A 21,858-nucleotide genomic window follows, 5' to 3' on the forward strand; every position below is an offset into this window, starting at 1 on the left:
TTTTTTTACAGCTGCTGAAGAAACCCGGCAAAGCGCTGAATTTGTTCACGTAACGATTGTTTGTTTTTGTGAAATTGTTTGAAACGATGTCCGTTTGCTCCGGACGGATGCGGGAAACCTTCCAGAATGACCGCATGACTCATTCTGCCGTTCTTCTTCAGCATGCGGCAGGCTGATTCTGCTGCTTTGCCGAGAGGGATAAGCAGAATGTCCTTTTCCATCATTTCTATTTCATCCGGAAAACATTTCAGCGCGTAACGGCTGAGAAGAGCTGATCTGCTGATTGCCGGCCGATGTCCCGTATAGTTTTTCTGTTTATAAAAAACAGGGTGTTTGATAACGGACGTTGTATGAAGAAGCTCCCGTTTTGAATCAAATAACCGGGATGAATCCTCAACGTGAAGCGCGGCCGGCAGACCGCATTCATTAAGCATTTCGATGATGTTCTGTCTCATTGAACCGGAAAGTCCGGCCGCTTCTTTTGTTTCATACGCTATCGTTTCAAGCGTTTCGCCATCTTTTAAAAGCTGTGCCGCTTTTTTGTAAGCCAGCTGCATTTGAAAAAAACCGGGTGTGATTCCGGAAATGGCAACGACTGCATGAGGGTTAATATATTCATTATGAGGCGAATAATACAAATCCAGATCTCCGTCCTTGGCTAAATGGAAAGCCGGAGTCAGCAAATCCGATTTTGTAAACCCTCCCGAATATGATAGTGCTTTAAGCTGCTGCAAAAAATGCGCAAGCCGCTCACGATCGCAAATCATGTTATGCCTCCTTGAATCCGCCAGTTTCTCTTAGTGTCATCAAAAACGTCGGATGACATGCAGGCTCATACATCACTTTTACCGGCGTTCCAGAGCATTTTTAAGGCGTGAGGCGTTCCTTTAACTTCGGCCGCCGTCGTTTGCACGGCTGTTTTTTTAGTGAGAAAATCTTCCTGCAGTTCTTTTTGCTTTTGCGATAACAGAACGGTTTCTGTTTTGATTTCATCAACGGACGTCTGCATGGACGCTGCTGTGGTGTTAATCTTCTTTATATCAGGCGCTGTGTTTCTTTTAAAACGCACGGCGGATACGCCTGCATAAATGAATGCGGCAGCCGCAACGGCAGCACTGATATACAAAATGATGATCATCTGCTTTTCACTCCTTTTTTTCAGTTGATACCCTTTACGGATCGTGTTGAATCATTTTATTTGCTAATTGTTTTTTTTCTGCTTATAATGTGAAATCGTACATAAGGACATTCAGAAAGGGTGAAAGACGTGGAAAGCTTACAAAACAAAACGGCTCTTATCACGGGTGCGGGCAGAGGAATCGGCCGCGCCGCCGCTATCGCTTTAGCCAAAGAAGGAGTCAATATCGGTTTAATCGGCCGCACAGAAGCAAATGTCGAAAAGGTTGCGGAAGAAGTGAAAGCCCTTGGTGTAAAGGCATCATTCGCTGCTGCCGATGTAAAAAACCAAAAAGAGGTTGAACAAGCCGTCTCCTCTATTAAAGAAGAACTCGGTGAGATTGACATCTTGATTAACAATGCCGGAATCAGCAAATTCGGCGGATTTTTGGATCTTACGCCTGAAGAGTGGGAAGACATCATACAAGTTAATGTAATGGGTGTATACCACGTGACACGCGCCGTTCTTCCTGAAATGATTGAGAGAAAATCAGGAGATATCATTAATATTTCTTCTACGGCGGGCCAAAGAGGCGCCGCGGCGACAAGTGCGTACAGCGCTTCTAAATTTGCCGTTCTCGGTCTGACTGAATCTCTCATGCAGGAAGTCAGAAAACACAATATCCGTGTCAGCGCAATGACTCCGAGCACGGTTGCCAGCGACATGTCTATTGAATTAAATCTGACAGACGGCAATCCGGAAAAAGTCATGCAGCCTGAGGATCTTGCAGAATATATGGTTGCTCAATTGAAATTACATCCGCGCATTTTCATCAAAACTGCCGGTTTGTGGTCAACTAATCCTTAAACAAAAGGGGACCTGTCTTCACGACGGGTCTTTTTTGTTCCCGCAAACCCGAATAAATAGGCATAAAAATCCGTTTTTGCAGAAAAAAGAGTGAAAAAGAAACTGCTATCAGCTATAATTAAACTAAATAAACTATGTACCAAATGTTCATTAAGATTATTTTCCCCGCCTCCAAAAAACAAATCTATACAAACCAAACTGTCCGAACGATAAAAGGGAAAACGGGATATAAAGAGAATATTTAGTACATGGAATAATTTGTTAGAAGGAAGGGTGTGCACATATTGAAAGAAGAAAAAAGAAGTTCAACCGGTTTTTTAGTGAAACAAAGAGCTTTTTTAAAGCTTTACATGATTACAATGACAGAGCAGGAACGGCTTTACGGACTGAAGCTTCTCGAGGTGCTCCGCTCGGAATTTAAACCCATCGGTTTTAAGCCGAATCATACCGAGGTATACCGTTCGCTTCACGAACTTTTGGATGACGGGATTTTAAAGCAAGTAAAAGTGAAAAAAGAGGGAGCCAAACTCCAGGAAGTCGTTCTCTATCAATTTAAAGACTATGAAGCTGCGAAGCTTTACAAAAAACAGCTGAAGACAGAGCTTGACCGCTGCAAAAAGCTGATTGAAAAAGCCATTTCAGATAATTTTTAAATCCGGCCGGAACGCAGCCGGCCTCCCGGGCTCAAAAGGTTTGTAAGGTATGTTCTGTGATTCATTATACATAATAGCAGGCTCGGAACAATACATATCAATAGAACCTTCAAACTTGACATCGACTCTTGAAGTGGTAACATAAAAAACGTGTGAAAAATACGAACAAAATACGAACAAGGGAGATGTTACCGATCTTAGATCAAAAGAAAGTTGCTTTTATCGGAGCAGGATCAATGGCTGAAGGAATGATATCAGGCATGGTCCGCGCAAAAAAAATTCCCAACCAAAACATCTGCGTGACAAACCGCCGCAATACAGAGCGACTCGCTGAATTGGAACATCAGTACGGAATTCAGGGCATTGCTTTTGACAGCATGAAAACCGAAGATATTGATGTCTTTATTTTAGCCATGAAGCCGAAGGATGCCGAAATCGCTCTGGCTACGCTGAAACGGCGTATTCAACCTCATCAAATTATCCTGTCTGTTCTGGCAGGCATAACAACCTCATTTATACAACAATCATTACATGATCGTCAGCCTGTTGTAAGAGTGATGCCGAACACATCCAGCATGATCGGCGAATCGGCAACAGCTGCGGCTTTCGGAGACCATGTCTCTTACGGTTCAGCAAAAACCGCGGTATCCCTTTTGGAATGCCTCGGGGAAGTGTACGTGATCAAGGAAGATCAGATGGACATTTTCACCGGCATTGCAGGCAGCGGACCGGCGTACTTTTATTATTTAATGGAGTTTATTGAAAAAGCAGGTGAAGAAGCCGGCTTAGACAAACGGCTGTCCCGCAAAATCGGCGCGCAAACGTTATTGGGCGCAGCTAAAATGCTGATGGAAACGGGTGAAAAACCGGATGTGCTTCGGGAAAACATCACCTCTCCAAACGGCACGACGGAAGCCGGCCTCGATGCGCTCAGGTCAGAAGGCGGCGGAGAAGCCATTGCCAAAGCCATTAAACACGCGACCGAACGTTCTATTGAGATCAGCAAAACAATTGAAAAAACGGCAGCACTATAATCGTTAAAAAACAGGAGTGATACAGTGACGTCTCGGACGAAGATCAAAAGAGTCGCGGTGAAAATCGGCAGCAGCTCACTGACGAGCCTGCACGGGGAAATCAGCAGAAGAAAGCTGGAAGCATTGGTGGATCAAATCGCACAGCTGAAAGACAGCGGCTATGAAGTGATTTTAGTATCTTCCGGCGCAGTGGCGGCAGGTTATCGGAAGCTCGGATTTATTCAGAAACCGGAAAGCCTCCCTGAAAAACAGGCTTCCGCTTCCATCGGGCAGGGATTATTAATGGAGGCTTATTCAAAGCTGTTTTTAGCGCACGGTTATGTCGCATCACAAATTTTAATTACAAGAAGCGACTTTTCCGATGAATACCGCTACCATAATGTGCGCAATACGATGAACGTCCTTTTGGAACGGGGCATTATTCCAATTATTAATGAAAATGACACGGTCACAGTCAATCGGCTGAAATTCGGAGATAACGATACACTCGCAGCGAAGGTGGCAGGTTTAATTGATGCCGACATGCTTGTGATTTTATCAGACATTGACGGTTTATATGATGATAATCCGCGCAGCAACCCGAAAGCGAAAAGAATCAGACATGTAAGTGACATCACTCCGGAAATAGAAGCAAGCGCGGGAGATGCCGGGAGTGAAATGGGAACCGGCGGAATGCGTTCGAAACTGGATGCTTTTAAAATTGTGATGGCCTCCGGTATTAAAGGCTTTCTCGGGCAGGCCAACATTCCGGACATTCTGCTTCAAGCGGTAGATGAGAAGGCTGAAGGAACTTATTTTGAAGCGGAAGGAACCCTGCCGTTAAACCACAAAGAACAATGGCTTGCATTTAATTCCGGCCCCGAAGGCGAAATTGTGATGGAAAAAGAAAGCAGCCGCGATGTCGCGAACGGAAATATGGAGCTGTCACCGCAGGACATCGAGCAGATTAAGGGCAGATTCAGCAGCGGAGCGGTTGTCAGGCTGCTTGATCAGCAGGGAGAAGAGCTCGGACTCGGCATCGTCAACTATTCCTCAGCCCAGCTGAAGACTTTTAAAGAAACGCCGCATAAACAGACCGATCAATCAGTCATTGATCCGGAAGCGTTTGTCTGCCACGTTGAACTATCCATTCCGATCGGCTGAGAAAGATCTATAAAAATATGAAAAAGCCCGAGGCTTCGTTTTGAAGCTCGGGTTTGTTTTTTATTGATATTGTTCAAGTTTGGAGAAAAATTGAATGACGAAATGATAGAAATCATTTGCAGACGGAGCCAGTTCCCTTCCTTTTGGTTTAATAATACCTACGGTACGCTTCACTTGAGGAAATTCAATCGGAATTTTGACCGTGAACCGGGGTGTGGTTTCTGCAAAGGTGCTTTCAGGTAATAAAGTAACTCCCATCCCCGCGGAGACTAATCCTTTAATGGCATCTAAATCCTCGCCTTCCGTCGATACAAGCGGCGCAAAGCCGGCCTGTCTGCAAGCGTCAATCGCCATGTTACGGAGAATAAACCCTTCAGGAAATAAAACAAATTGGTCGCCGCGCAGATCAATTAAATGAATATTTTTCTGTTTGGCAAGCGGGTGGTGCAGCGGAACAAGCGCGTAAATCTTTTCCGTGAATAAGATATTGCCTGTTATGTCGGGGAATTCCGTCGGAACGGGGCCGAGCAGCGCCGCATCTATATCCCTGTTTCTTACGGCTTCAATTAAAAACTTATAAGACCCCTGGCGGAGCAAAAACTCAACGTTCGGGTATTCCTCTTTAAATGCCGAAATCACCGTCGGCAAAAGCTGGCTTGCAAGGCTCGTCGGAAATCCTATTTTGACGGTTCCGCGATTCGGATCAAGGTATTCATCAATTTGTTCCTTCGCGTAATCAATTGCTTTCATCGCTGTTTTAACATGTTCTAAAAATTGTTTGCCGATCGGCGTTAATTTAATATTTCTGCCTTCCCGTTCAAATAAAGTGACTTTCAGCTCTTCTTCAAGATTTGCAATCTGCCTGCTGATGGCGGATTGTGCGACATGCAGATGATCAGCCGCTTCTGACACATGTTCCCGTTCTGCTACTTCCATAAAATACCGAAGCTGGCGTAATTCCATTGTGTTCACACCTATCTATCTCATTTTGAGATGTATTTGATCTAAATTATATATTGTTTATATTGTTTTGAAAACTTACAATTAATTTAAAGTTGTCAGATTTTATGACCGATAATTAACGGAAACTGATCGGGGGAGAGGAATTATGACTTACAATCAAATGCCGAAAGCACAAGGTCTCTACCGTCCGGAATTTGAGCACGATGCATGCGGAATCGGCTTGTATGCCCATTTAAAAGGGAAACCTTCACATGACATTGTCAAAAAAGGACTGAAGATGCTTTGCCAGCTGGATCACAGAGGAGGACAGGGCAGTGATCCGAATACGGGTGACGGCGCCGGCCTGATGGTTCAGATCCCTGATGCTTTTTTTAAGAAAGAGTGCGGAGAAATGAGACTGCCGGAAAAAGGCCGTTACGGGGTAGGAATGGTCTTTTTCTCGCAAAATGAAGAGGAAAGAAAAAAGATCGAAAAACAGGTGAATACATTCATTGAGCAGGAAGGACAGATCGTTCTTGGCTGGAGAACCGTCCCTGTAAATGTCGGAAAAATCGGAACAGTGGCACAAAGCACTTGCCCGTATGTGCGTCAAGTATTCATCGGCGCCGCAAACGATTTGAAAGACAGCCTTGCTTTTGAACGCAAACTGTATGTCATCCGGAAGCAGGCGGAAAATTGGGGCTTTCAAGAACAGCTTGATTTTTACTTCGCAAGCTTGTCAAGCCAGACTATTGTTTATAAAGGGTTGTTAACGCCTGAGCAAGTTGACGCTTTTTATTTGGATTTGCAGGATGAAACCTTCGTATCTGCATTTTCACTCGTGCATTCAAGATTCAGCACAAATACCTTTCCTACTTGGGAACGTGCCCATCCGAACCGCTATCTGATCCATAACGGAGAAATCAATACGCTCCGGGGCAACATCAATTGGATGAGAGCGAGGGAGCAGCAGTTCGTTTCAGAAAGCTTCGGAGACGATCTTCACAAAGTGCTGCCGATTTTAAATGCTGAGGGCAGTGACTCATCCATTCTTGATAATGCGTTTGAATTTTTCGTGATGGCGGGGCGGAAACCGGCACATACGGCAATGATGCTGATTCCGGAACCATGGACGGAAAACACTCACATGTCTAAAGAGAAACGGGCTTTTTATGAATATCACAGCTCTTTAATGGAGCCGTGGGACGGGCCGACCGCCATTTCGTTTACGGACGGAAAACAGATCGGCGCCATCCTTGACCGTAACGGCCTGCGTCCGGCACGTTACTATGTGACAAAAGATGACCATATTATTTTCTCATCCGAGGCCGGCGTTATTGAAGTTGAGCAGGAGAACATTCTTCATAAAAAACGTCTGAAGCCCGGAAAAATGCTGCTCATTGACTTAGAGGAAGGCCGGATTATTTCAGATGAAGAAGTAAAAACAGAAATCGCCAATGAATTCCCGTATCAAAAATGGCTTGAAGAAGAATTGGTTCAAGTGAATCCTGACCCGGAAATCCGGGAAGAGGAACAATTCGATGATCTTCTCGTCCGTCAAAAAGCGTTTGGCTATACGTATGAAGATATCCAGAAGTATTTAATTCCTGTTATTAAAGAAGGCAAGGACCCGCTCGGCTCTATGGGAAATGATTCGCCGCTCGCCGTTTTATCCGATCGCGCCCAATCACTGTTTCATTACTTTAAACAGCTGTTTGCTCAAGTCACAAACCCGCCGATTGACGCGATCCGCGAGCAGCTTGTGACCTCCACGGTGACATGGCTCGGAGCTGAAGGCGATCTGCTGCATCCAAGTGAAAGAAATGCCCGCCGCATTAAACTGTATACTCCTGTATTATCAAACGAACAGTTTTATGCGCTGAAAACACTTGTGCACCCTGACATTAAGAGCCAGAACATCCGCGCGCTGTTTTCCGATGACCTGGAAAAAGGCCTGAAGGATTTGTTTCAGCAGGCGGAAAAAGCGATCAAGGAAGGCGTATCTCTGTTAATTTTATCTGACAGGGCAATGAGTAAGGAATTGACGCCGATTCCGCCGCTCTTGGCCGTCAGTGCGATGCATCAGCATTTGATCCGCCAAGGCCTGCGAACAAAAGCAAGCATTATCGTTGAATCCGGGGAAGCGCGTGAAGTTCATCACTTTGCGGCTCTCATCGGGTATGGTGCCGATGCTGTCAATCCGTATTTGACTTACGCTACGTATAAGCAGGAAATCGATGAAGGCCGGCTTGATATTCCGTATGAAGAAGCTGTCAGCAAATACGGAAAGAGCGTAACAGAAGGCGTCGTGAAAGTGATGTCAAAAATGGGGATTTCAACTGTGCAAAGTTACAGGGGCGCCCAAATTTTTGAAGCGGTCGGCATCGGTGAAGACGTTATCGCCAAATACTTTACCGGTACTGCATCTCAGCTTGGCGGAATCGATATCGAAACGATTGCGCAAGAAGCGAAACAGCGCCATCAAGCGGCGTACAAGGATGATTACAGCCAAACTCTTGATCCGGGAAGTGAATTCCAATGGCGGAACGGGGGAGAGCACCACGCTTTCAATCCGAAAACCATCCATACCCTGCAATGGGCGTGCCGCAAGAATGATTACAGCCTGTTTAAGCAGTATTCTCATGCAGCGGATGAAGAACGAATCGGATTTTTACGCAATCTGTTCGCCTTCAAAGAAGACCGCAAGCCTTTAAAATTAGAGGAAGTTGAATCAGCTGCGTCCATCGTGAAACGTTTTAAAACAGGAGCGATGTCATTCGGTTCATTAAGCAAGGAAGCCCATGAGGCTTTAGCGATAGCGATGAACAGGCTTGGCGGAAAAAGCAACAGCGGAGAAGGCGGCGAGGACCCGAAACGTTTCGTTCCGGATGAAAATGGCGACGACAGAAGAAGTGCGATTAAACAGATCGCTTCCGGCCGTTTCGGCGTAAAGAGCCATTATCTCGTCAATGCGGATGAATTGCAGATCAAAATGGCGCAAGGGGCGAAGCCGGGAGAAGGCGGTCAGCTTCCGGGCAACAAAGTATATCCTTGGGTCGCGGATGTCCGCGGTTCTACACCAGGTGTAGGGCTGATCTCACCGCCTCCTCACCATGATATTTATTCAATTGAAGACTTGGCGCAGCTGATTCATGATTTGAAAAATGCAAATCGAAGCGCGCGTATCAGCGTCAAGCTCGTGTCAAAAGCCGGTGTCGGCACGATTGCGGCCGGTGTGGCAAAAGGCACGGCGGATGTCATCGTCATCAGCGGCTACGATGGCGGAACGGGCGCGTCGCCGAAAACAAGTATTAAACATACGGGTCTTCCGTGGGAGCTTGGTCTTGCAGAGGCTCACCAAACGCTGATGCTAAACGGTTTACGGGATCGCGTGGTATTGGAAACGGACGGTAAGCTGATGACAGGCCGAGATGTCGTAATGGCCGCCTTGCTCGGTGCGGAGGAATTCGGCTTTGCTACAGCGCCGCTTGTCGTTCTCGGCTGCGTTATGATGCGCGCCTGCCACTTAGATACATGTCCTGTAGGTGTCGCGACGCAAAACCCGGAGCTCCGCAAAAAATTCATGGGCGACCCTGACCATATCGTAAATTACATGCTGTTTGTCGCAGAAGAAGTGCGTGAATATATGGCAGAGTTAGGCTTTAAGACGCTTGATGAAATGATCGGACGGACAGACGTTCTTCATGTCAGTGAACGTGCGAAAGCGCATTGGAAAGCGGGCCAGCTTGATTTATCCACACTGCTGTACCAGCCTGAAGGCGTACGCACTTTCCGTACGGCGCAAAACCATAAAATCGACGAGTCGCTTGATATGACGGTTATTCTTCCGGCGGTGCAGGCTGCAATTGAAGCCGGTCAGGAAGCGGAAGCTGAAATCAAGATTAATAATACAAATCGCGTAGCCGGAACCGTGACGGGAAGTGAAATTTCTAAACGCTACGGAGCGGAAGGCCTGCCGGATGATACGATCAGACTTCATTTTACCGGATCAGCCGGACAGAGTTTCGGGGCATTTGTTCCTAAGGGGATGACGCTTCATTTGAACGGGGATTCAAATGACTACGTAGGCAAAGGGCTTTCAGGCGGAAAAATCATCGTGAAAGCGCCTGATGACTTCAATTGTGAAACTCACGATAACGTTATTATCGGGAACGTCGCATTTTACGGAGCAACAAGCGGGGAAGCGTACATTAACGGGCGCGCCGGTGAACGTTTTGCAGTCCGTAACAGCGGAGTCAATGTCGTTGTAGAAGGTATCGGAGACCACGGCTGTGAATACATGACAGGCGGCCGGGTTGTCGTCCTCGGCGAAGTCGGCAAAAACTTCGGGGCGGGAATGTCAGGCGGTATCGCATACGTCCTGAGTGATGATGCCAAAGCATTTAAACGCAAATGCAATATGGAAATGATTTCATTTGAAAAGCTGACGGATGAGGCGGAGATCAAAGAAGTACAAGAAATGGTCAAACGGCATGCAGCGCTGACAAACAGCAAAAAAGCCGCAGATCTCCTGGACAATTGGGAAAAAGCCGCAGAAACCTTTATCAAAGTCATTCCGAAAAACTATAAACAAATGCTCCTCAGCATCGAAGAACAAAAAGCGGCGGGTTTATCAGAAGAAGACGCAATTATGTATGCTTTTGAAGCCAATACAAAGGTTCACCAAACGCCTGCCAAAGATCAAAAACAAGCGGTAGTACAGTAAGAAAGGGGAGAGGAACATGGGGAAACCAACTGGATTCATGGAAGAAAAACGAGAAAAACCGGCTGAGCGGGACCCTCTCACTCGCTTAAAGGATTGGAAAGAGTATTCGGCTCCATTTTCAGATGAAGCGTCAAAGCGGCAGGGGGCGCGGTGTATGGATTGCGGCACACCGTTTTGCCAAATCGGCGCTGATATCAACGGTTTTACGTCCGGCTGCCCGATTTATAATCTGATACCGGAGTGGAATGACCTCGTCTATCGGGGGCGCTGGAAAGAAGCCTTGGAGCGCCTTCTGAAAACGAATAACTTTCCTGAATTCACAGGGCGGGTCTGTCCCGCTCCTTGTGAAGGATCTTGTACGCTGGCTATTTCAGATCCGGCTGTTTCAATTAAAAACATCGAGCGGACGATCATTGACAAAGGTTTTGAGAACGGATGGATTCAGCCGAGAATTCCCGCGAAACGCACAGGTAAAAAAGTCGCTGTCGTCGGTTCAGGCCCGGCAGGTCTGGCAAGCGCTGATCAGCTGAATCAAGCCGGTCATTCCGTAACAGTCTATGAGCGTGCCGACAGAGCCGGCGGCCTGCTGATGTACGGCATTCCGAGCATGAAGCTTGAGAAAAATGTCGTCGAACGCCGTATTAAGCTTTTGACGCAGGAAGGTATAGATTTTGTAACAAATACCGAAATCGGCGTTGACATAACAGCTGATGAGCTGAAAGAACAATTTGATGCCGTCATTTTGTGCACAGGCGCCCAAAAGCAGCGCAATCTGCTGATTGAAGGCCGGGAAGCAAAAGGCGTCCATTATGCGATGGACTATTTAACACTGGCGACGAAAAGCTATTTAGATTCCAACTTCAAAGACAAACAATTTATAGACGCTAAAGGGAAAGACGTCATCGTGATCGGCGGAGGAGACACAGGAGCTGACTGCGTGGCAACCGCGCTGCGCCAAAAAGCGCGCAGTGTGCACCAGTTCGGGAAACATCCTAAACTTCCTCAGACGCGCACGAACGACAATATGTGGCCTGAACAGCCGCACGTCTTTACCCTTGAATACGCCTATGAAGAAGCGCAGGCAAAGTTCGGCAAAGACCCGAGAGAATATTCAATTCAGACGACAAAAATGGTGGCCGATAAGCAGGGCCGCTTACAAGAGATTCACACCATTCAAATGGAAAAAGTCAGAAACGAATTCGGAAAGTATGAATTTCATGAACTGCCCGGGACAGAAAAAGTATGGCCTGCTCAGCTGGTGTTCATCGCCATCGGTTTTGAAGGGACAGAACAGCCATTATTGAAACAGTTCGGTGTCGATTCGGCAAATCATAAAATTCAGGCGGCATATGGGGATTATAAAACGAATGTTGACGGTGTTTTCGCCGCAGGGGATGCGAGAAGGGGCCAAAGCCTGATTGTATGGGCGATTAATGAAGGCCGGGAAGCAGCGCGCGAAGTCGACAGTTATTTAATGGGGAGCACTGTTTTACCGTAAATAAAGGGGTTTATTTATAAAACCGGCTGGGATCAGCCGGTTTTTCGTATTGAAATGAGTATATAAGGATAACGTGGAAAGGAAGATAACATATGGAATTTTGTTTATCAGAGTGGAGAGATTGTTTTCTCCCGCAGACTGAGACGATTTGCAAGCCTTGAGCAGTCGATCACGGTGCTGCTGACGGGCTCTGTGTGTCTGCAGTCGATTTGCGGGCAGATTTTAATTGATGAAGAAAAACATATTGAATTTCAAGCAGAAACGCTTATAAACAAATAAGGGAACGGACGGGTCCGCTCCTCCTTTTTTAGACATCTATACGAAAGCCGATATTGCCGAACTGCCGTCCTTCCCGCATTCTGTTAAAAGCGGCAGCTGCTTCACTGAGAGGGTACATGCGGTCGATAATGGGACGGATGCCGCAGCGGTTTATCAATTCCAGCATATCCGCGAATTCCTCATTGCTTCCCATTGATGTACCGAGAATATGAATCTGCGGAAAAAACAGCGAGCGAATAGGAAATCCGAGCTGATCGCCTGAACTGGCGCCGAATGTTACGATCCGGCCATTCGGTTTAATAATGTCAAGATAGTGTTGAAACAAGGCGGGGCCTACACCGTCAAGTATGATATCTGCTTTTTCGCCATTCAGTGCCTCATTCCAATCACCGTAGCTGTCAATCGCCCGGTCTGCACCGTATGACAGTGCGGTTTGTTTTTTGTTTTCACTGCGGGAGGTGACGCTGACTGTCGCTCCGATAGCTTTTGCCATTAATAAGGCGTAAGTTGCCACGCCGCTTCCGATGCCCGGAAGGATAAGGTGTTCGCCTTTTTTTAATTGTCCTTTTGTAAATAAGGCGCGATAAGCGGTTAATGCTGATAACGGCAGCACGCCCGCTTCCTCCCAAGTCAGGTGTTCGGGTTTTAAAACGGCGTTTTCCGCAGGAACGATGACATAAGGTGAAAATGTTCCGTCGCTCGGACCGCCTAAAATATCAGGGACGGCTGGTACGTCCTCAACAGTCTTCCAATTCAGCACCGGGTTGATGATGACTTCTGCATGCAGTAAATGAGACCGGACGCCGTGTCCTATTTCGGTTACGATCCCCGCGCCGTCTGAACCGAGAGTAAATTCATGGTTTCCGGTTTCGTGGTTTTTCATTAAAAACAAATCACGATGGTTTAATCCGGCTGTTTTCAGCTTGATTTTTACTTCGCCGTTTCCTGGCCTTTTGTCAGGTGCCTGCCTGAAATCAAAGCCATTTTCGTGTATGATAAGGGCATTCATTATTCTTCTCTCCTTTATGATTGATGAGAAAGATTTTACAGGCTGTATCAGCTGCAGTAAATAAATGAAAATTGATAGCCGGCTATCAATAAAAATCATAGCAAGAAGGTGCCCTTACATGGAAAGCGGAGACTTAAAGATTTTTCAGGCTGTCGCCCGCAAAGGAAGTATTTCAAAGGCGGCAGAAAGCCTGCATTATGTTCAATCAAATGTGACAAACCGGATTCAGCAGCTGGAACGGCAATTGCAAACACAGCTTTTTTACCGCACAAATCGGGGGATGACGCTGACGCCCGCAGGTGAAAACTTATTGAAAGACGCAGACAGAATCCTTCAATTGCTGCATGAGGCGCAAAAAACGGCGCAAGAGGCAGGCGATCCGAACGGCCCGCTTCGAATCGGTTCTCTTGAAACGGCGGCAGCCGTCCATCTCCCTCAATTTTTCACAGACTATTACAGCCGTTACCCGAAAGTACAGCTGTCTCTGTCAACGGGTGATACACATACCTTAGTGCAGCGCGTCTTACATTATGAGCTGGACGGCGCTTTTGTTTATGGTCCGGTCGAATACGAAGATCTTGAGCAAGTCGCTGTATTTCAAGAAGAATTGGTCTTGGTTTCAAATAAGCGGGAAGGCAGTTTGCAAGACTTGTTGCGAGATCCGATTCTGTATTTTGCCGCGGGCTGTTCGCACCGCCGCAAAATAAAAAACATACTGAAAGAAGAGGCAATGCCCGCACATAAAATCATTGAATTCGGTACGTTGGAAGCCATTATTGGGGCGGTGCAGGCGGGGATGGGGGTTTCCTTTCTGCCTGCATCAGCCGTCCGTTATTTTCAAAACAGGAAAAATCTTTTTCTTCATGAGCTTCCTGAACAGTTTCGGGATATGAATATATCATTCATCTACCGGAGTGATTTATTTTTGACATCGGCGTTTGAAGAACTGCTAAATGGATTAAAAGCATTACCGAACGGAAGATGAGAAAACAGGACAGCTGTGTACGCCAATTTTTTTCGTTCTGGTTTTTCTTAAAAAAACTTTCTTTTTCGGAAAATTTATGTATAATAAAAGAAAGTTTTTCGGATAAAGTATCTGCAATGATAAGGACATGAGACATTTTAACCGGCCATACAGAGAGGGAAGGCACGGCTGAGACCTTCCCGGCACGAAGAATGAGCTTACCGCCTTTTGAGCTGTATTGGTGAACGAAAGCAGCCGATACCGTATAGCCGCGTTACGGCAAAAATGAGCCGTCACTTGAAGTGGCGGGAATTTGGGTGGAACCGCGGGTCTGACACACACTCGTCCCTTCTTTTGGGATGAGTGTGTTTTTATGTTTATATAAGAAAAATGGCAATGATAAGGACATGAGACATTTTAACCGGCCATACAGAGAGGGAGGGCGCGGCTGAGACCTTCCCGGCACGAAGAATGAGCTTACCGCCTTTTGAGCTGTATCGGTGAACGAAAGCAGCCGATACCGTATAGCCGCGTTACGGCAAAAATGAGCCGTCACTTGAAGTGGCGGGAATTTGGGTGGAACCGCGGGTCTGACACACACTCGTCCCTTGCTTTGGGATGAGTGTGTTTTTTATTTTATTAAAAATAAAGGAGAGATCAGACCGTGAAGAAGCCACACATTGTGATTACTTTTCCTGATGGAAAACAAAAAAAATACCGGAAAGGCGTTACGTTAGAAGAGATCGCTCAATCAATCAGTCCGAGTCTGAAAAAGACGTCTGCCGCCGGAAAGGTAAACGGATCGTTATATGACCTTAGAAGAAGCATTCATAAGGATGCGGCGATTGAACTGTGCAGTTTTCAGTCTGAAGCGGGACTGGAAGTGATGAGACACACAGCAGCACACGTATTGGCGCAAGCGGTAAAACGTCTGTATCCGAAGGTTTGTTTAGGGATCGGACCCGTTATTGACAATGGCTTTTATTATGATTTTGATATGGATGAAACAATTACTGAAAAAGACCTGGCAGTCATTGAAAAAGAGATGAACCGAATCATTTCGGAAAATCCGGAAATTATCAGAGAAGAAATCTCCAGAGAAGAGGCAGAGCAGCTGTTTGCTCATGAACCGCTGAAGCTTGAGCTCTTAGCGGGTATTTCGCAGACTGATACAATCAGTATATACCGCCAGAGCGAATTCATTGATTTATGCCGGGGTCCGCACTTGGCGTCTGCCGGACAGATAAAAGCTTTTTCGCTCACTCATGTATCAGGGGCTTATTGGCGCGGCGACAGCAACCAAAAAATGCTCCAGCGCATCTATGGAAAAGCATTTTCCTCAGAAAAGGGGCTGAACAGACATTTTCAGGTGTTGAAAGAGGCGGAGATGAGAAATCATCGGAAATTGGGAGCGGAGTTACAACTTTTTATGTTTTCGGAAGAAGCGCCGGGTATGCCTTTTTATCTGGCGAACGGTCAGTTTATCCGAAACACGCTTGAATCATTTCTGCGTTCAAAGCAGGATGACTATGATTATCAGGAAGTGCGCACCCCTATGATGATGAACCAGCGTCTTTGGGAGCAATCCGGCCACTGGGATCATTATAAAGAGAATATGTATTTCTCAGAAGCTGATCATCAGCGCTTCGCGTTAAAGCCGATGAACTGCCCCGGCCACATGCTCATATTTAAAGAAAAGCTTCGTTCTTATCGTGATCTTCCGATTCGGATGGCTGAGTTCGGTCAGGTGCACCGTCACGAATTCAGCGGGGGGCTTAATGGCCTGCTCCGCGTCAGATCTTTTTGCCAGGATGACGCACACATTTTTGTAACGCAGGATCAGATCGAGAGTGAGATCGCTTCGGCGCTGCAGCTGATTCACGAGGTGTACACCGCATTTGGTTTTTCCTATGATATTGAGCTGTCAACAAGACCGGAAGATTACATGGGAAGCGAACACTTGTGCGACAGGGCTGAGAGCGCATTAGAAAAAGTATTAAAAGAACAGGGATATCGTTTTCGGTTTAATCGGGGAGATGGTGCATTTTATGGACCGAAAATTGATATTCATATAAAAGATGCGCTGAACCGGAGCCATCAATGCGCCACTGTCCAACTGGATTTTCAAATGCCGGAAAAATTTGATTTAACATATATTGATGAAAAAAACCAAAAAGTCCGTCCTGTTGTCATTCACCGGGCGGTATTCGGATCTCTCGACAGATTTCTCGGAATCATTACAGAACATTTCGGGGGAGCGTTCCCTTTATGGCTTGCACCGGTACAGGCAAAAATCATCCCAGTATCAAACACCGCACACCGGGACTGCGCAGAACAGGTGCACCTGCAAATGAAGAAAGCGGGTATCCGGGCTGAGCTCGATCAGCGCGATGAAAAACTCGGCTATAAAATCAGAGAAGCACAAATGAAAAAAATACCGTATATTGCGGTTGTGGGGGATCAAGAGTGCCGCCATCAATCTGTACATGTACGGCAATACGGGCGGGAAGACACATTTGAAGAGAATGTGAGTGATTTTATTTCCCGGATCATAAGAGAGGCAAAACAAAAAATAGAGATTTAATAAAAACAACATTGACATATCGTAAAATCACGATATAATAAAGCGTATGAAACCTATTGATGTTTTTAAAGCGTTGTCTAATGAGTCACGGCTTGAGATTTTACAATGGCTGAAAGAGCCGGACCGTCACTTCGCACCGCATGATGGCATTGATATGAATGAGATCGGAGTGTGTGTCAGCCAGATCACCGATAAGCTTCAGATGACACAGTCAACGGCGTCTCAATATCTTTCCATCCTTCAGCGGGCGGGCCTTATCCAAACAAAACGGATTGGCAAATACACCTATTATAAAAGAGATGAAGACGCGATAAAGGCGATGGCCGATTATTTTCAGCGCGAAATGTAGGGCTGAATCCTTTAGAAGAGGGATTCAGTTTCTTTTTCCGACTACACATCGACATATTGCGATTTGTTTCTGTTTGTTCAACTCTTTATATCGATATATCACAATATATCTTTATATAAATCATCAATGAAGGAGTGTGTCAGGTGCAAAATACCTGGAAGATTTACATTTTGGCAATTATCAGTTTTTTAGTGGGGACGTCTGAATATGTGATATCAGGGATGCTTGATAAAATTGCAGGTTCCTTGGGAGTTACTGTGGCAGCGGCAGGGCAGCTGATTACGATTTTTTCGCTTGTTTATGCAATCGGAACGCCTGTCATGATGGCCCTTACAGCAAAACTGGACAGAAGGAAGCTCATGATCTATGCTCTGGGGCTGTTTGTTATCGGGAATATCATTTCTTTCCTTGTGCAGGGATTCGGCTTATTTGCGGGAGCACGGGTGATTATGGCGCTTGGAGCAGGAACCGTGGTGGTCACCGCGCTTACGATCGCAGCAAAAATCGCTCCCCCGGGAAAACAGGCAAGTTCTCTCGCAACCGTCATTATGGGGTTTACGGCGGCGCTCATTATCGGTGTTCCGATGGGAAGAACTGTGTCTGAAGCTTTCGGCTGGAAAGTGGTTTTCGCCGGAATTGCGGCAATCGGGATCATTGCCATGCTTATTATACGTTTCGCGTTGCCTGAGATAAAAGGAGATAAACCGGTGCCGCTCATTCAGCAATTTTCTCTTTTGAAGAAACGAAAGGTGGCTGTCGGGCTGGCCATTACGTTTTTTTGGCTCGGAGGCTATTCGGTTGCGTATACGTACCTTTCTCCGTATTTACTGAACGTCACTCATATCGGCAGCGGAATACTGAGTACATTGCTGCTTATTTTCGGTATTGCAAGTCTTGCCGGTTCTAAAGCAGGCGGTTTCAGCGCAGACAAATGGGGGGCGCGTATGACATTAACCGGCGGAATGGCGCTTCATGCTATCATGCTCATGTTATTGCCGTTTGTGACACATTCTGCTTTTGGAGCGGCGGCAGTGCTTATTTTTTGGTCCTTCGCCGCCTGGTCATCAGGACCTGCTCAGCAGTATCATTTGGCAACGATGGAGCCTGAATCATCGGGTGTATTACTTGGCCTCAACCAGTCTGTGATGCAGCTGGCTATGGCAGCCGGGGCGGGCATCGGGGGCATTGTTGTCACTCATCTGTCTCTTGCGTCAGTGACATGGATCGGATCAGCGGGTGTTGTCATCGCGATGTGCGGCGTGCTTTCGCTTGCGTCATTAACGTCTGAAAAAACCTCAACTGAATACAGTGCAGAATAAACAAAAGCCTCATTTCTCAGCTTGAGAAACGAGGCTTTTTGTCTAGTTATTTTTTCAAGTTTACGCCGATTGCGGCTCCGTTTCGGCTTGAGTCGGCAACTCCGGTGAAGGTGCCGTTTTCACGGTCGATCAGGATGCTTTGCACATTCCCGATATCAACCGGGCTGCTGCCGAATTTATGCCCCATTTCGTTCAGTTTTGTGCGGGCTTCTTCCGGCACTCCTTTTTCATATCGATAGGATGTCATGCTGTTTGTGTAAATTCTCGGCTCTTCGACCGCCGCTTTCAGATCCATGCCATACTCAACTTTGTTCAGGATCGTTTGCAGGACGGAAGAAATAATCGTTGCTCCGCCGGGGGAGCCGACAGTCAGGACGGGTTCGTTATTTTTGAATAAAATAGTCGGAGTCATGCTGCTGAGCGGACGTTTATTCGGCTGCACTTCATTTGCGCCGCCAGGCACCGCATCGAAGTCTGTTAACTCATTATTCAACACAACGCCGTATCCGGGAACCATAATGCCGGAACCGAACAGCTGTTCAATTGTTGTCGTATAAGATACGACATTGCCGAAGCGATCAGTTACCGTGAAGTGAGTCGTTTGGCCTTCTTGTTTGTCAGTCGGCTGCTCCACTTGTTTATAGTTTGCAGAACCTTCCTGATAGGCCCAAGGATCGCCGGCTTTCGGTTTTTTATTGACTTTATCAATATCTATCAGCTGTCTGCGGGCATTGATATAATCTGGATTCAAGAGACCTTTGAGAGGGACGTTGACGAATTCTGGGTCCCCGGCAAATGCGGCGCGGTCAGCATAAGCCAAATGCATCGTTTCTGCGAGAAGCTGATATTTTTGCCAAGAACGGATATCATATTGAGAAAGCTTAAAATCATCCAAGAGGTTCAGCATTTGCAACAGGAAAACACCGCCCGAGCTTGGAGGAGGAGCAGTTGCGATATGATAGCCCTGGTAATCTCCCCAGATCGGTTCGTCAATTGTCACATTGAAGTTTTTAATGTCTTTTTCTGTCATTGAGCCGCCGAATTCCTGCACTGTTTCCGCAAGCTTTTTGGAGAATGCACCGTCATAGAATGCTTTTGTGCCTTTGTACTTAATAGCTGTAAATGTTTTGGCTAAGTCTTTTTGGATGAGTGTGTCTCCTTCTTTCAGAGGTTCTCCGTCCGGAAGAAACACGTCTTTTGCAGCAGTGTGTGATAATTTGTCTTTATAATCTGAGATGGCATCAGCTAAAACCGAATCAATCGGAAAGCCTTTTGAGGCAAGTTTAATGGAAGGGGTGATGAGTTGTTTCATGGAGCGTGTGCCCCATTTGTCGAGCGCTTTTTCAAGTCCTTTTAATGTTCCCGGAACACCGACTGCAGTCCCTTTCGTAACGCGTTCGGAGAAAGGAATGGCTTTGCCGTTTTCGTCAAGGAACATATCCGGCGTTGCGCCTGCCGGTGCGCGTTCCCGGCTGTCGATAATGGTGGTGTCTTTCGTCTTCGCATCATAAACCATCATAAATCCGCCGCCGCCGATTCCCGACATCATAGGTTCAGTTACGTTTAATGCGAATTGAATGGCAACCGCGGCGTCAACTGCATTGCCGCCTTTTTTCAGCACGTCGGCACCGATTTGTGAAGCGAGAGGATGGGCGGTGGCAACCATGCCGTCTTTGCCGACATCTACCTGTTTGTAGTCGTCATAGGAAAACGGGTGTTTCTTAGCCTGAGCGTGATAAGGGATGCTTCCGGCCGCGAGCAAAGTACTGAGCAGAACGATAAAACAGAGATTCATAAACTTTTTCTTTTTCATAGTCTGCCTCCTTTGTTTTCCGCTTACAATTATAGAGTAAGTAAAATGTGCTGTTTTCACAAGTGACAAACGGAATAGTCCGGTGTGCAAAAAGTTGGGGTTTCTGTGTGAATGTAATCAGTCGCAAATAGGCTAAATGGGAAACCGGACTGAAAAAGCTGTGAAACAAGCATAAAGACAAAAAATAAGCTACAATAAACAAAACAGAATTCACTCACATGACATATGAAAGGAACGTGAGCCATGTATTTAACGATCAAAGAGACAGCTGAGTTTACCAGTCTTCCTGAAGAATATGTGCACAATCTTGTTTTGACGAATAAAATAAGGGCCGTCCATGACGGACAGCAATATTTAATCAACAAGGAACAATTTCAAACCCATCTCGAACAGCTGGAAAAATATAAGGAAATGATTCAAGAGTTTTTAAATGAGCCGCTTCCTGAAGACATTGATGTAAAAGATGAAGACTAGGACACAATTTCATATTGTGTCTTTTTTTTGCATTTTTTCGGTTGCTCACAAAAAAACGGATGCTCAGATTTCATTTTAAGGCTGTTGTTTTCATTTTTTAATACCTAAAGTATCGATTTGTTTAAAAGCTTGTCATCGGTCTGAAAATGATGTTTTTGAGTAATTTGTTGAAACTGTGTATCTGATTCACCTTATGTAACACTATGTATATTATGTTACATAAGACCCTTTACCCTTTATCATTCAACGGGTTTCGGCTATAATAGTAACATAACTCTCAATATGTTACTTTACCAATTATAAGGGGTTTTTTAATGCATATCGTACAGCCGATCCGAAGTTTGGAGAAGATCCAGGAAGTCAAACAGTATTTAATGAAGAAAAGTGATCGTGATTATTTTTTATTTATTTTCGGCATGAACAGCGCACTGCGGATTTCTGATGTTCTGCCGCTTCGCGTGAGGGATGTCAGGAACAAAGATCATGTGTGGGCAACCGAAAGCAAAACGAGAAAGAAAAGAAAAATTCTGATACTGGAGTCTTTAAAGGCCGACATATACGCTTATACAAAAGACATGAAAGAGGATGACTATTTGTTTAAATCGAAACGTACGAATAAGCCCATATCCCGGATTCAGGCATACAGAATATTAAAGGAAGCGGCTGCCGCTTGCGGGTTGGAGGAAATCGGGACGCATACGCTTAGAAAGACGTTCGGGTATCATTTTTATCAGAGGACAAAAGACATTGCTGAACTGCAGAGGATTTTGAATCATTCTTCTCCGTCTATTACAATGCGTTATATCGGAATAGATGAAGATACGACGAGAGCCGCCTATAAAGTGTTCGGAGGGCTGTAGACTTGAAAAAAACGGCCGCCAGCGTTACTATAATAGAAGCAGGCTCTAGTAGCACAGCGGATAGTGCAGCAGTTTCCTAAACTGCAGGTCGGGAGTTCGAATCTCTCCTAGAGCGTTTTTTGTATGAGATAGGCGCAGCTTAATAATGTCGGTAAAACAAAACCCCCTTGTTATACAAGGGGGTTTTGAGTTGAATATTTTGTGAGAACCTGGTGGAAATGATGTGA

Annotated in this window: 17 protein-coding genes, 1 tRNA gene and 1 other annotated feature; of the genes, 13 read left to right on the plus strand and 5 right to left on the minus strand. The window is 46.0% G+C overall.

Features of this window, described 5'->3' with window-relative positions; genetic code table 11:
- Positions 1 to 5: 5 nt before the first annotated feature.
- Together ACWHAR_RS04870 and ACWHAR_RS04875 are read right to left on the minus strand one after the other, a co-directional pair.
- Positions 6 to 767 (minus strand): hypothetical protein, encoded by a 762-nt coding sequence (locus ACWHAR_RS04870; RefSeq protein ID WP_032873468.1) that lies wholly within the window; start codon positions 765 to 767, stop codon positions 6 to 8.
- 65 nt (positions 768 to 832) lie between these two features.
- Entirely contained in the window at positions 833 to 1,138 is a 306-nt protein-coding gene (locus ACWHAR_RS04875) for a DUF948 domain-containing protein (RefSeq protein WP_032873471.1), read from the minus strand.
- Positions 1,139 to 1,267: 129 nt separating this feature from the next.
- Here ACWHAR_RS04875 and ACWHAR_RS04880 point away from each other — a divergent pair, with 129 nt between their 5' ends.
- The 4 genes from ACWHAR_RS04880 to proB all read left to right on the plus strand — a co-directional run bounded on the left by ACWHAR_RS04880 (position 1,268) and on the right by proB (position 4,814).
- Entirely contained in the window at positions 1,268 to 1,984 is a 717-nt protein-coding gene (locus ACWHAR_RS04880; RefSeq protein ID WP_007407344.1) for a 3-ketoacyl-ACP reductase, read from the plus strand.
- A 284-nt stretch (positions 1,985 to 2,268) separates the two neighbouring features.
- On the plus strand, positions 2,269 to 2,637 hold the full coding sequence (gene rtp / locus ACWHAR_RS04885) for a replication termination protein (RefSeq protein WP_003153833.1): 369 nt from the start codon (positions 2,269 to 2,271) through the stop codon (positions 2,635 to 2,637).
- A gap of 185 nt (positions 2,638 to 2,822) precedes the next feature.
- Positions 2,823 to 3,671: a pyrroline-5-carboxylate reductase gene (gene proC / locus ACWHAR_RS04890; RefSeq protein WP_014418088.1), complete on the plus strand. Its 849-nt coding sequence runs from the start codon at positions 2,823 to 2,825 to the stop codon at positions 3,669 to 3,671.
- Positions 3,672 to 3,695: 24 nt separating this feature from the next.
- The gene (gene proB / locus ACWHAR_RS04895) at positions 3,696 to 4,814 is read left to right on the plus strand and encodes a glutamate 5-kinase (protein WP_032873473.1); all 1,119 of its coding nucleotides are present in this window, start codon (positions 3,696 to 3,698) and stop codon (positions 4,812 to 4,814) included.
- A gap of 60 nt (positions 4,815 to 4,874) precedes the next feature.
- On the opposite strand, the gene ACWHAR_RS04900 is transcribed toward proB, so the two are convergent.
- On the minus strand, positions 4,875 to 5,777 hold the full coding sequence (locus ACWHAR_RS04900) for a LysR family transcriptional regulator (RefSeq protein WP_003153836.1): 903 nt from the start codon (positions 5,775 to 5,777) through the stop codon (positions 4,875 to 4,877).
- A 145-nt stretch (positions 5,778 to 5,922) separates the two neighbouring features.
- Here ACWHAR_RS04900 and gltB point away from each other — a divergent pair, with 145 nt between their 5' ends.
- Entirely contained in the window at positions 5,923 to 10,482 is a 4,560-nt protein-coding gene (gene gltB / locus ACWHAR_RS04905) for a glutamate synthase large subunit (protein ID WP_032873476.1), read from the plus strand.
- 16 nt (positions 10,483 to 10,498) lie between these two features.
- Entirely contained in the window at positions 10,499 to 11,980 is a 1,482-nt protein-coding gene (gltD, locus tag ACWHAR_RS04910; protein ID WP_003153838.1) for a glutamate synthase small subunit, read from the plus strand.
- 307 nt (positions 11,981 to 12,287) lie between these two features.
- On the opposite strand, the gene ACWHAR_RS04915 is transcribed toward gltD, so the two are convergent.
- Complete coding sequence (locus ACWHAR_RS04915; protein ID WP_032873479.1) at positions 12,288 to 13,268, minus strand: zinc-binding dehydrogenase; 981 nt, start codon at positions 13,266 to 13,268, stop codon at positions 12,288 to 12,290.
- A 118-nt stretch (positions 13,269 to 13,386) separates the two neighbouring features.
- On the opposite strand from ACWHAR_RS04915, the gene ACWHAR_RS04920 reads away from it, so the two are divergent.
- From ACWHAR_RS04920 to ACWHAR_RS04935, 4 genes are all read left to right on the plus strand, one after another.
- The gene (locus ACWHAR_RS04920; RefSeq protein ID WP_032873482.1) at positions 13,387 to 14,253 is read left to right on the plus strand and encodes a LysR family transcriptional regulator; all 867 of its coding nucleotides are present in this window, start codon (positions 13,387 to 13,389) and stop codon (positions 14,251 to 14,253) included.
- A 366-nt stretch (positions 14,254 to 14,619) separates the two neighbouring features.
- Positions 14,620 to 14,844: a binding site (T-box leader), on the plus strand.
- A 52-nt stretch (positions 14,845 to 14,896) separates the two neighbouring features.
- Positions 14,897 to 16,816 carry a threonine--tRNA ligase gene (thrS, locus tag ACWHAR_RS04925; RefSeq protein WP_032873485.1) on the plus strand — a complete coding sequence of 640 codons (1,920 nt, stop codon included), beginning with the start codon at positions 14,897 to 14,899 and terminating at the stop codon, positions 16,814 to 16,816.
- A 46-nt stretch (positions 16,817 to 16,862) separates the two neighbouring features.
- Entirely contained in the window at positions 16,863 to 17,165 is a 303-nt protein-coding gene (locus tag ACWHAR_RS04930; RefSeq protein WP_003153841.1) for an ArsR/SmtB family transcription factor, read from the plus strand.
- A gap of 143 nt (positions 17,166 to 17,308) precedes the next feature.
- A complete protein-coding gene (locus ACWHAR_RS04935) occupies positions 17,309 to 18,484 on the plus strand; it encodes an MFS transporter (RefSeq protein ID WP_032873488.1) in 1,176 nt (391 codons plus the stop codon).
- A gap of 46 nt (positions 18,485 to 18,530) precedes the next feature.
- Here ACWHAR_RS04935 and ggt read toward each other — a convergent pair whose 3' ends face one another.
- The gene (gene ggt, locus ACWHAR_RS04940; protein WP_032873491.1) at positions 18,531 to 20,297 is read right to left on the minus strand and encodes a gamma-glutamyltransferase; all 1,767 of its coding nucleotides are present in this window, start codon (positions 20,295 to 20,297) and stop codon (positions 18,531 to 18,533) included.
- Positions 20,298 to 20,540: 243 nt separating this feature from the next.
- Here ggt and ACWHAR_RS04945 point away from each other — a divergent pair, with 243 nt between their 5' ends.
- The 3 genes from ACWHAR_RS04945 (at position 20,541) to ACWHAR_RS04955 (ending at position 21,746) form a co-directional block, all read left to right on the plus strand.
- Positions 20,541 to 20,771 (plus strand): excisionase family DNA-binding protein, encoded by a 231-nt coding sequence (locus ACWHAR_RS04945; RefSeq protein WP_003153848.1) that lies wholly within the window; start codon positions 20,541 to 20,543, stop codon positions 20,769 to 20,771.
- A gap of 314 nt (positions 20,772 to 21,085) precedes the next feature.
- Positions 21,086 to 21,631: a site-specific integrase gene (locus ACWHAR_RS04950; protein ID WP_003153850.1), complete on the plus strand. Its 546-nt coding sequence runs from the start codon at positions 21,086 to 21,088 to the stop codon at positions 21,629 to 21,631.
- Between the two features lie 42 nt (positions 21,632 to 21,673).
- Positions 21,674 to 21,746: transfer RNA gene (locus ACWHAR_RS04955), tRNA-Arg, on the plus strand.
- Positions 21,747 to 21,858: the final 112 nt, after the last annotated feature.

Source organism: Bacillus sp. LR--39 (genome assembly GCF_053613335.1).